This window comes from Planktotalea sp. (genome assembly GCF_049680325.1).
Classification (GTDB): domain Bacteria; phylum Pseudomonadota; class Alphaproteobacteria; order Rhodobacterales; family Rhodobacteraceae; genus Planktotalea.
In genome coordinates, this window is record NZ_JBAUHO010000137.1 from 1 (window position 1) to 10,843 (window position 10,843).

8 protein-coding genes are annotated in these 10,843 nt (G+C 56.2%); 5 read left to right on the plus strand and 3 right to left on the minus strand.

The features are described 5' to 3' along the window. The first annotated feature begins 126 nt into the window (after window positions 1–126). From WBC85_RS06035 to WBC85_RS06055, 5 genes are all read left to right on the plus strand, one after another. Window positions 127–2,910 (plus strand): hypothetical protein, encoded by a 2,784-nt coding sequence (locus WBC85_RS06035; RefSeq protein WP_424433986.1) that lies wholly within the window; start codon window positions 127–129, stop codon window positions 2,908–2,910. A gap of 116 nt (window positions 2,911–3,026) precedes the next feature. Continuing rightward, window positions 3,027–4,544, plus strand: coding sequence for a TolC family protein (locus tag WBC85_RS06040; protein ID WP_424433988.1), 1,518 nt, complete (start codon window positions 3,027–3,029; stop codon window positions 4,542–4,544). After that, window positions 4,541–6,778 (plus strand): type I secretion system permease/ATPase, encoded by a 2,238-nt coding sequence (locus WBC85_RS06045; RefSeq protein ID WP_424433990.1) that lies wholly within the window; start codon window positions 4,541–4,543, stop codon window positions 6,776–6,778. Before WBC85_RS06040 ends, WBC85_RS06045 begins: the two co-directional genes overlap by 4 nt. Before the next feature lie 3 nt (window positions 6,779–6,781). Then, window positions 6,782–7,972 (plus strand): HlyD family type I secretion periplasmic adaptor subunit, encoded by a 1,191-nt coding sequence (locus WBC85_RS06050; RefSeq protein WP_424433992.1) that lies wholly within the window; start codon window positions 6,782–6,784, stop codon window positions 7,970–7,972. Window positions 7,973–8,008: 36 nt separating this feature from the next. After that, window positions 8,009–8,518 (plus strand): alkylphosphonate utilization protein, encoded by a 510-nt coding sequence (locus WBC85_RS06055; RefSeq protein ID WP_424433994.1) that lies wholly within the window; start codon window positions 8,009–8,011, stop codon window positions 8,516–8,518. Window positions 8,519–8,572: 54 nt separating this feature from the next. Here the strand turns inward: WBC85_RS06055 and dtd are convergent, their stop codons facing one another. Genes dtd through WBC85_RS06070 form a run of 3 tightly spaced genes read right to left on the minus strand, consistent with a single transcriptional unit; the run spans window position 8,573 to window position 10,787 of the window. Then, window positions 8,573–9,010: a D-aminoacyl-tRNA deacylase gene (gene dtd, locus WBC85_RS06060; RefSeq protein WP_424433996.1), complete on the minus strand. Its 438-nt coding sequence runs from the start codon at window positions 9,008–9,010 to the stop codon at window positions 8,573–8,575. Beyond that, window positions 9,007–9,684: a nitroreductase gene (locus tag WBC85_RS06065; protein WP_424433998.1), complete on the minus strand. Its 678-nt coding sequence runs from the start codon at window positions 9,682–9,684 to the stop codon at window positions 9,007–9,009. Before WBC85_RS06065 ends, dtd begins: the two co-directional genes overlap by 4 nt. Then, entirely contained in the window at window positions 9,681–10,787 is a 1,107-nt protein-coding gene (locus WBC85_RS06070) for a TFIIB-type zinc finger domain-containing protein (RefSeq protein ID WP_424434000.1), read from the minus strand. The genes WBC85_RS06065 and WBC85_RS06070 overlap by 4 nt, the downstream gene beginning before the upstream one ends. Window positions 10,788–10,843: the final 56 nt, after the last annotated feature.

Consider the following 10,843-nt stretch of genomic DNA (forward strand, 5'->3'; position numbering starts at 1 on the left):
CTGTTCAGATTTGGCCGAATCGCGAAACATTTCCCCTATGAAATGCGGCAAAATATTGTTAGCGATGGGGCATATTGAAAAAAGGCACGCCCAGAAGAGGCGGCCCGAGGTAGAGCGGTAAAGGTCATGAAAGCGATAGATTTCGTTGCCCGTAGGGGTATGGGCACTGTTGAGCGTGGAACCGTAGCAGCGGATTCCGCTGAGACAGTGGTTAACATGGGATCAGGTGTAGAGTTCTCTTTGAACCTTCAGCCTGGCGATATGCAAGCATATAGCAGACAGGGTGATAATCTTGAGATCGTACTCGCCGATGGGCGTGTCATTGTTCTTGAGGGTTACTTTGTTGGCGGCGGAGAAAATCCGAACCGCTTGTTCATCAGCTCGGGCGGTACGCTGAACGAGGTGAGCTTTATTGAGGGCGCCGATGGCGCGCTCTTTGCGCAATACGGAACAACGGCAGAGTGGGGCAAGTGGAGCCCTGACGATGATCTGATCTTCGTGGACGATCCGAACCTCATCGCGGCAAACGGCGTTGATGGCGATCAGGACGTGTCCATGCTTGGTGCTGGCCTTCTTGGTGGCGCGGGTCTTCTTGGCGGCGGCGGAATTGGCGCGGGTGCTCTTGCAGCGGCCGGTGCCGGCGCTGCGCTTTTGGCGGGCGGCGGTTCTGACGGCGGCGATGGCACAGTACCGACCACGCCCACAGATCCCACAGATCCGACTGACCCAACAGATCCCGTTACTCCGGTCACACCGGTTGATCCGGTCGATCCCCGCGTGCCACCAACCATTGATGGCACTGGCCGTGAAGATATCTATGGCGGCGACGACCTGACCGAGGACGACAAGTCCATCACGGTTACAGGGACAGCCGAGCCCGGTTCGAGCGTAACAATCACGGTAGGCGGTGAAACGGTTACGGTTGTCACTGGCAGCGACGGAACATGGAGCGGCACATTTGATGGCGCAACTTTCCCTGCTGATGGCACCTATCAGACATCAGTCACAGTTGTGGAAACCGACGGAACCACCACCACCCTCATTGGTCAGACGGTTATCATTGATACGACGCCGCCAGAGGTCGATCCGACCGAAGGTACGCTGTCCGCAGGTGACTCGGTCAACGCCGCGCTTTACGACAGCGGCACGATCGAAGTTGCAGGTACCGGTGAAGCAGGCGCGTCTATCGACGTTACGATCGACGGAACAACCCATTCAACCGTTGTAAATGGCGATGGCACCTGGAGCGTTAACTTCGCAAGTGGTGAAATCACCAGCGGCGAACGGACGACGGATGTTGTCATTCGTACAACGGACAGCTTCGGCAACAGCTTTACACGCACGGAAACAATGGTCATCGACACCATTGCACCCGCTGTCGATGCAACATCTGGAACCGTATCCGCAAACTACGTTGTTAACCACACCGATATGACATCTGACGGCATGGTTGCCGTTGGCGGTACTGGCGAGGCGGGCGCACGCATCCGTGTCGAGCTGCAAAACGGTACGTTCCGTGAAACAACGATTGGTGAAAACGGCACATGGAGTGTTGAATTCACACAGGCGGAAATGGGCGGCCTCAGCGGCGTGAACGGATATGATGTGCCGATCACAATCACCGCATGGGACAGCTTTGATAACCCATCTGTGCCAATCAGCGAGACTATTCACGTTGATACTTTGGGCGAAGTTGCAATCGGGAGCACCGTTTCCGGCGGCTCGGATCATGTTGCAAACAACCTTGAAACCAACGCGGGCACGGCCAACCTTGTTCTGACAGGCACATCCGAGCCTGGAACAACGTCCGTGCAGGTCACGATGAACGGCTATACACGTAGCGCGGTTGTTAATCCTAACACGGGCGAGTGGTCTGTTTCCTTCGAGCCAGGCACTTACGAAACAGGGACGCATACATATCAGGCGACAGCGCTTGCTAAAGATGCGGCTGGAAACTCTTCCAGCGCAGCAATGAACGTGCGTGTTGATACCGAAGTGACAAACCTGACGGTTTCCAATCGTCCTGCACTTGGTAGGGACGAATATATCGGTCTGGATGATGCCGAAGGCGGCGTGACCCTGACGGGTACGATGGAAAGCAACTGGACAGATGTTGCTGGCACACCTGGTGTCGTTGTGAACTTTAACAACTGGGATTATACGGCGACGGTCAATCCAGCCACTGGTGCTTGGAGCGTCTATATTCCAGAGGGCGGTATTCCGATGGGCTATGAAGGCCCGCTGGTTTACTCGGTTACAGGAACAGACTCTGTCGGTAACTCCCAGACGATTTCCCGTAGCATTGACATCGACACAAGCGTTCCCGAGGGCGCGGAAGTCACTGGGTACTCTGCACGCGTCGATGGCTCTGGCACACAGCGCTATAGCGAATTCGAGATTGAAACATCCGATGAAACAGTCGGCCTGACGCAAGTGAACGCGGATGGCGGTGTTGTTGATCTGGTGGAAGGTGTCGACTTTATCGGAACGGTCAACGCGTTTGATCCGACTGAGACAGGCTATGAGCTGCGCAGCGAACTTTCCAATGGTCAAAGCTTGATTATCACGGAAACCGACGATGCGGGTAACAACGCGGGCACATACATCGTGTTGAACGATGGCTCTTCGGCCCGTGATGTATCCAACGCAAATCTGGGCGATTACAACATCGAAACAATCGAGTTGAGCGTCATGGATAACACGCAGTTGACCCTGACAGAGGCCGATATTCTGGCACTGTCCGGCAATACGGATACTGTGACCGTTCGCGGCGGGGCTGATGATACCGTCAATATCACCGGCGCGACATCGACTGGTACAACATCCGAAGGTGGTGTGGACTACAACGCCTACTCACTGGGTGATGCGACCATCTACATTGAAGACGAAATCACCAACGTCACGATCTAAACGTGACGAGCAGAGAGCGCTGCTTAGGCTGCGGCGCTCTCTGTCCTAAAAGGTGAAGTGTTTTCAGGTGAGGTTTGGGGCAGATGACGGGGACTAAGGTAAAGACAGGATTGTTGATGGCAGGACTCGCGATGGGTCTTTCTGGCTGTCTCAGTTCGATTGAAGAAGATATTCCATTCGTGTCGCGTTTCAGCAATGACGAGGCCAACCTTGCCCAGCCAAAAGCTGAGGGGCAGGGCTTTTCGCTTTTCAAGCGCAAGGATGACGCGGGGGCTGACGCCAGCGACAAGCAAGTTGCGAGCAATCCATTTGCTGGCATGTTCAAAACCAAAGATGCAAATTCAGATGATAGCGTGTCCCAGAATGCTGGTGGCACAAAATTTGCCGCGCTCTTTAAACCAAAGGGTGACAACGCTGATCTGAGCAAGGCCGAGCGCGCTGCCCAAAAGGAAGCTGACGCACGCCATAAAGAAAGCGCCGAGAGCGCGATCATCTCGGGGCTGCAAACGCGTCGCTCAATCCTGCCGAACGGCAGTGCATACGACAAAGTTGCCGATAGCGTACTGGCCGCGAATTCGCGCGCCGCTGAATCCGAATTGCGCGCCGCGCGTTTGCGTGCCGTTGCCGCGTCCAAGAACTGGCTGCCTTCAATTGGCCCCTCCATTTCGCTTTCATCGCTGGGTGATCTGGTCGCGAACCTGATCGTTGAGCAGGTGCTCTTTGATAACGGCCGCAAAAAGGCCGAGCGCGCCTATGCAAAGGCGGATGTCGAGGTTGCAGCAGTCAACCTTTCTATCGATACAAACCAGCGCGTCTTTACCGCGCTTGAGCTATATCTGACCGCCCAGAAAGCAACAGAAAAGGCGGAACTCAGCACCAAAGCCTTTAACGATATGAGCCACTTTGAATACATCATGTCCGAGCGTGTGCGCGGCGGTGTCTCCGATCGCTCCGACCTTGTTGTGCTGCGCCAGAAACTGGCCGAAATCCGCTCCGAAATGGCCTCCAATCAAGAGGCGCGCAATGCTGCGATGGCCGAGCTTAACGCTATGTCTATTCGTCCGCTTCAAGGCATTCAGGGCCTGCCTGATTTCAACGTGAACGGCTTGGGGTCCAAGCCTCTGCCGATCTTGTTGGCCGAAGCTGAAAAAGAACGCGCGATTGCAGAAGCAACCATGGATCGTGCAGGACATCTGCCGGGTCTGAAGGCATCTGGATCAACAGGAACATCGGGCAATTCTCTTGGCCTGAACGTAACAAGCGATAACCTGCTGAACCTTGGCACCGGCGCATCACTCAAGGCGATTGAAGCTACCAAAGAAGGGGCGCAGCGCCTTGTTGCGCAAGCACGCGAAGACAGCAACCGCCGTTTGCGTGCACTTGAAGCCCAGCTTAAAGGGGCAGAGCGTCAAAAGATCGAAGCGGCCAATCTGACCAATCAGTCCAAGAAAAACCTGGACCTGTTCCAAGCCCAGTATAAGGCAGGAACCCGTCAGGTGATGGATGTGGTCGGCGTTTATGAAACATACGCACGTCAGCAGCAAAGCGCAGCAGAGCTGCGTTCAAAGGCGGCGCGCATCAAGCTGGAAATCGCCAATGAAATGGGCCTTCTGGCCAGCGGAGCAGAGATTTGAGCAAAGCTTCGCGCATCCCTCACATTATTCAAGGTGGCAAGGCGGTTCTCGGTGCGATCTCTGGAGTTGCGGCTGAACCCCAAAAGAAAGATCCGCCGCGCTATAGCGAAAAGACCAAATCGCGCGCGGATCTTATCAAACTTTATGCCTCGCTGCTGGGCACGCAAGCGGTGTCCAGTGATCTGCTGGAAACGGTTGCGGCAAGCACTGGCACAGGCGATGCACTGGATGCAGAAGGCTATGCGCACGCTCTAAGCGCAATTGGGCTTAACGTCGAAACAGGGCGCGTTTCGGAAATGAGCGCTGATCTGTGGCCTGCTATCGCGCAGATGACCAATGGTCAGTATATTCTTGTTCTAAGCCAGTCACGCGGCGATCTGATCCTCTATGATCCCACGTGCCCCGACAGCCGTGCGCAAGTTCCCTACGAAGAATTCAGCCCGTATTTTTCTGGCACGATCATCAAGGCCGAAGCGCCGCTTGAGCATATCAGCGACGTCCATAAAGCCGCCAAGCTAAAAGAGCATTGGTTCTGGAGCCACTTCCCCAAGTTCTCTCGCCATTTTGGCGAGGTGATCCTTGGATCTTTCGTTGCCAATCTGCTTGCCGTCGCCGTCGCGCTGTTTTCCTTGCAGGTCTATGACCGCGTTATCCCGCATCAATCCGAAGCGACGCTGTGGGTTCTTGCGGGCGGTGCAGCCATCGCAATGATGATGGAAGCGTTCCTGAAAATCGCGCGCGCGCGTCTTCTGGACGGGGCAGGGCGGCAGATCGAACTAGAAGTACAAGCAACCCTGATGGAACGCGTCCTTGGTATGCGCTCTGATCTGAAAGGGCGCTCGCCCAGCCAGCTGTTCTCGGCGATGCGCGAATTCGGTTCGGTCCGTGAATTTTTCACGGCCTCCACAGTTGGCACGCTGACCGATATTCCGTTTATCTTTGTCTTCCTGTTCCTCGTCGCTTCTATCGCGGGCAATGTGGTTTGGGTGCTGGTCATCGGCGGCATCCTGATGGTGCTGCCCAGCTACTTCCTGCAAAAGAAGATGATGCGCCTGACCCAAGAAACCCAAGGGGCTTCGGCCAAAGCATCGCGCTTGTTGCAGGAATCGCTGTTTGAACTCGACACAATCAAAACCCAGCGCGCCGAAGATCGTGTGCGCCGCATGTGGCAAGAACTGACAACGCTTTCGGCGATGAAGTCTTCCGAGCAGCGTCGTCTGTCCTCCAATCTCACATTCTGGTCGCAGGGCATCCAGCAAGCGACATATGTCAGCGCCGTCGTTGCGGGCGCTTATCTGGTGTTCGCGGGCGAATTCACCGTTGGCTCGATCATCGCCACTGGCATCCTGACCTCGCGCACCCTTGCGCCGCTCACGCAATTGGCCGGCACGATGGCCCGCTGGGGCAACGTCAAATCCGCGCTTGATGGCTTGGATGGGATCGCCGATGCGCCGCAAGACGCCGAAGAGGGCCGCACATATATGCGCCGTGAACGCCTTGAAGGGCGTTTCGAGCTGCGCGATGTGATGTTCCGTTATGATGAAGAAGGCGCGCCGACGCTCGACATCTCTGGCGTCGCGTTGAATGCAGGTCAGTCGGTTGCGGTACTTGGCACCAACGGCTCAGGTAAATCCACGCTTCTGAAAATTCTCTCCGGCTTGTATGCGCCTACGTCTGGCCGTGTGCTGATCGACGGCACTGATATGAACCAGATCGAGCCACGCGACCTACGTCGCCTCATCGGCTATCTTGGGCAGGACGTGCGTCTCTTTTCCGGCACGCTGCGTGATAACCTGAACCTCAACATGTTAGAGCGCGACGATGAACGTCTTATGCAGGCGCTTGATTTTGCGGGCCTTGGTCAATTCGTGAAAACGCATCCCAAAGGGCTTGATCTTGCAATCCATGACGGCGGCGCAGGCCTGTCCATCGGTCAACGTCAGTCTATCGGTTGGGCGCGGCTCTGGCTGCAAGACCCTGCGATTTGCCTGCTGGATGAGCCCACTGCCGCGCTCGATCAAACACTTGAAAACACGCTGGTCAGCCGCCTCGAAACCTGGTTGCAGGGGCGCACGGCCGTCATCGCAACGCACCGTGTTCCGATCCTGAAACTGACCGAACGCACGTTGATCCTGCAAAACGGCCGCATGGCGGTTGACGGTCCGCGCGATCAGGTGCTTGCCCACCTCAATAGCAAAGCCGACGGCGAACGCGCCGCCGCGAATGGGAACTAAGCCATGAGCGCAGCGAACATGACCAACCTTACGGCGCAGTTGAACGAGCGCTTGAAAGGCCCAAGCCTGATGATCTGGCTCTGCGCTGGTACGGTTTGGCTGTTCCTTGTCTGGGCTGCATTCGCTTGGATTGACGAAATTGTGCGTGCGGATGGATCGTTCATTTCCTCCTCGCGCCCGCAGATCATTCAGAACCTTGAAGGCGGCATTCTAGCAGAACTCCTCGTTAAAGAGGGGGACGAAGTGATGAAAGATGACGTGCTGGCGCGCCTGCACGGCACCCAGTTCAAGTCTTCCGTGGATGATCTTGCCGAACAGATCACCGGCTTTGAAGTGCGCCGCATGCGTCTTGAAGCAGAGCTTGCAGGGCAATTCGATTTCAACATTCCCTCAAACCTTGCAATGCAGGCTGCTGGCATGGTGGCCTCTGAAAAAGCGCTGTTGCGCGCCCGCCAGTCCGATTTCGTATCGCGCCGCGATGGGGCACAACGGGTTCTGGATCAGGCCGCGAAAGAGCTTGATCTGATGGAAAAGATGCTCAAGCGCGAGATCGTTTCGTTGATCGAAGTCACCCGTGCGCGCAAAGCCCATGCTGATGCGCAGATCAAGTTTGACGAGGTCGTCACGCAAACAGAACTGGAACGTGCGCAGGAATACTCTGACGTTCTGAAGGAACTTGCGACGCTGAAACAGAACATGAAAGCGAGCACCGATCAGTTGCAGCGCACGGTGCTTGTCAGCCCGATGCGCGGCGTGGTGAACAACCTTTCTGTGACGACAATCGGCGGCGTTGTGCGCCCGGGGGAAGAAATTTTGCAGATTATCCCGCTGGATGAAGAACTTTTTGTCGAAGCGCGGGTTAAGCCGGAAAACATCGCCAATATCCGCCGCGGCCAAGAGGCGACAATCAAGCTGAGCGCCTATGATTATACGATCTACGGCACGCTGAAAGCGCGGGTTGGATTTATCTCTGCGGATACTTTCAAAGACGAACGCTCGCGCGCCGCCGACGGTGATCCACATTACAAAGTAACGCTGAAAGTGGATATGAACAGCCTGACAGATCGTCAGGCGGGCATCGAAATCCGCCCCGGTATGCAGGCAAGTGTGGAATTGCACACAGGTCAAAAGACGGTCCTTCAATACCTGTTGAAACCGCTCTATAAGTCCAAAGAGGCCCTGCGCGAGCGGTAAACAAACGCGCGGGCATTTCCAAAATAGGATGGCACTATGACCTGCGCGCTTTGCTCGAACGAATCTTCCACGTCGATTGATCTTGAGGGCGCGGCGCTAGCAGCACCGCTCTGTGAAACCTGCGCCGCTGGGCTAATGCCCCCTGTTGAGGACGCCCCGCATTGGCAATGCCTTCACGAGCAAATCTGGAGCACTGACGTGGCCACGCAAGTTGCAGCTTACCGCATTCTCAAGCACCTCGATCATGCCCCTTGGGCGCGCGATCTGATGGAAATTGCCTATCTTGAGCCTGACGTTCTCAGCGCGGCGCAGAATGTCTCGCACGAACCTGCGCTGGTTCATCGCGATAGCAATGGCGCGGTGCTTTCCTCCGGTGATACCGTGGTTCTTATCAAGGACCTTCCCGTAAAAGGGGCGGGCTTTACCGCCAAGCGCGGCACTGCGGTGCGCAATATATCGTTGGTCAGTGACAACGCCGGCCATATCGAGGGCCGCGTTGAAAGCCAGCGGATCGTGATCCTGACAGAGTTCGTCAAGAAAAGCTGATCCCCTTCTTTGGTCCTGAAATACCTCGGAGCGCGAGGCAGAGCCTCGCAAAAATCAAAGATCGTAAAGGATGGTCACAGGCCCGTCGTTAAGCAAATCCACCGCCATATCAGCGCCGAATTGTCCTGTTTGTACTGGAACACCCAAAGCGGCCAGCGCCATGGAAAAATGCTTGTAAAGCTGCTCGCCCAGCTCAGGTGCGGCCGCGCAGGAAAACCCGGGTCGATTGCCGCGTGATGTATCGCCCGCTAGCGTAAACTGGCTGACCACCAAGGCGCTGCCACCGACATCTTTCAAAGACAGGTTCATCTTGCCGTCAGCATCTTTGAAAATACGTAGCTTGGAAATCTTCGCTGCCAGCTGGTCTGCTTGCGCAGTATCATCGCCCTGCATCGCGCAGATCAGGATCAGAACCCCTTGCGCTATCTCGCCAATAATCTGGCCCTCTACAGTGACCGAAGCGCGTGCGACCCTTTGAACAACCGCCTTCATGCCTTGCCTTTCCAATCAAAGATTTCATCCAACGCGGCGCGTTCTGTGCGAAATGCGTTGGCAGGATGCGCAGGGTCTTCATACCCCAGCGAAATGGCACACAGAATTAAACGATCCTCGCCCAGCCCGAAATGGGATCGCAGCAACGGCGCAAAGGATGCAATCGCCGCTTGCGGTATGCTCGCAATGCCCAAAGCCTGCGCTGCAAGCGTGAAGGCGGTGATAAACGCGCCGCAATCCAGTGCGCCGTAGGCGCCAAGCTCTGCGCCAGAGGTGATGATCGCCACATGCGGCGCGCCGAAGAAATTGAAGTTCTCCATCATCTGCGCGCCAGAGGCCGCCCGATCGCCCTTTTCAATGCCAACCGCTTCATAAAGCTGAAAGCCACAGGTGCGTCGGCGGCTTTGGTGCGCGCCTGTGTAGGTCTTCGGAAAGGGAATGTCTGGCACAGGCGCATTGGCCTTCATATGCGCCGCTAACGCTGCGCGAAGCCGCTCTGTCTCGGCTGGGTCGGTGATGGTCACATGCCAAGGCTGCACATTGCTCCAAGAGGGCACCCGCCCGGCAATCCGCACGATCCGTTCGATGTCGGCGCGTGGCACCGCTCGATCCAGAAAGGCACGGCACGAATAGCGCGACTTTAGCAAACTCTCCAAGGTTTCGATTTCGCTCATTGGGACAACGCTGCGCTATAGCCGATAATCGCGGCCAGGATGAGGCCGATAACGATGGCAAAGGTGATCTTCCAGGCTGAATAGGGCCGCTCGCCCTGTACACGCCCTGTTGAGCCGTTCACGACAAAGCGATAGGTCTTGCCGCGATATTTATACGCGGCAAGCCAGACAGGCAGTAGGATGTGCTTGAAGGTGACATCGTTCACGTCCGTTGCGATGCTGTGAACGCGCTGGCGATCCCCGCCGATATCAAATTTCACATCGCGCTCGATCACGCGGTCCATATAATGGCGCGCTTCGGCAAAGCCGCTATCAAGTTCGACCGTATAACCTTCGGCGCGTAGCCCCGCGAGAAAAGCCGGGCTGTAAGGTTCCAGCGCAGAAAGATCCCATGGCTCCAGCGCGTCTGTGTAACGCTTTGGCAGCGATTTAGAGGCGAGCACAAGCACATCGTCAAAGAACCGCGCAACGCGGCCCGAAGCAGGACGCCAGCGCACTTTCGCAACTTGCACTTTCTGTGCCTTGCCGTCGCGCATGACTGTTTGTGTCTCGTAATACACGGTTCCGCGTTCGCCCGCATAACGTGACTTGGTATCTGCATCAAAGGTCCAGTACGGCACGTAAATACCCTGCATCTTACGTCCCTTACGCGCGTATTCCTTCAGACCGTTGGGCGCAAACCAGAGCCGTCCAAGCCAATCGCCCATCGCATCACGGGCCGTGCGTTCATCCAATGCAAAGGGCAGTACCGCCTTTGGTTTGATATGGCGGTGCGTGCCAGTCCCGGTCACAACAGGCGTTGCGCAAAACGGGCATTCTGCGGCATGCTCTGCCCCGCCAAGCTCAACCTGCGCGGCGCAGTTAGGGCAGGACAACACGCGGGTTTCTTCCATCTCAATTTCAGGAAGCTGCGCGTTGAGGGCCGCGTTGAAGTCCAATTCGCGGATGGAATTGGCGTGACGGCCCATCCCTTCGATCAAGGCTTCGTTGCCACAATGATCGCAAATCAATTGCCCCGCAGACGGATCAAAGCGGAAGTCGGCCCCGCATTGATCGCAAGGAAAGCGGTGTTCTTGAATGTCAGCTGCCTGCGTATCTGGCATCTGGGGGAGCCTCCGGCGGGGATATTTCTAGAGAGAGGAAAACATCAGACTTACGC

Bases quoted from the DNA above. Each gene is read 5' to 3' on its own strand.
- WBC85_RS06070 (WP_424434000.1), bottom strand. From the start codon at position 10,787: ATGCCAGATACGCAGGCAGCTGACATTCAAGAACACCGCTTTCCTTGC.
- WBC85_RS06055 (WP_424433994.1), top strand. From the start codon at position 8,009: ATGACCTGCGCGCTTTGCTCGAACGAATCTTCCACGTCGATTGATCTT.
- WBC85_RS06065 (WP_424433998.1), bottom strand. From the start codon at position 9,684: ATGAGCGAAATCGAAACCTTGGAGAGTTTGCTAAAGTCGCGCTATTCG.
- WBC85_RS06050 (WP_424433992.1), top strand. From the start codon at position 6,782: ATGAGCGCAGCGAACATGACCAACCTTACGGCGCAGTTGAACGAGCGC.
- WBC85_RS06040 (WP_424433988.1), top strand. From the start codon at position 3,027: ATGGCAGGACTCGCGATGGGTCTTTCTGGCTGTCTCAGTTCGATTGAA.
- dtd (WP_424433996.1), bottom strand. From the start codon at position 9,010: ATGAAGGCGGTTGTTCAAAGGGTCGCACGCGCTTCGGTCACTGTAGAG.
- WBC85_RS06035 (WP_424433986.1), top strand. From the start codon at position 127: ATGAAAGCGATAGATTTCGTTGCCCGTAGGGGTATGGGCACTGTTGAG.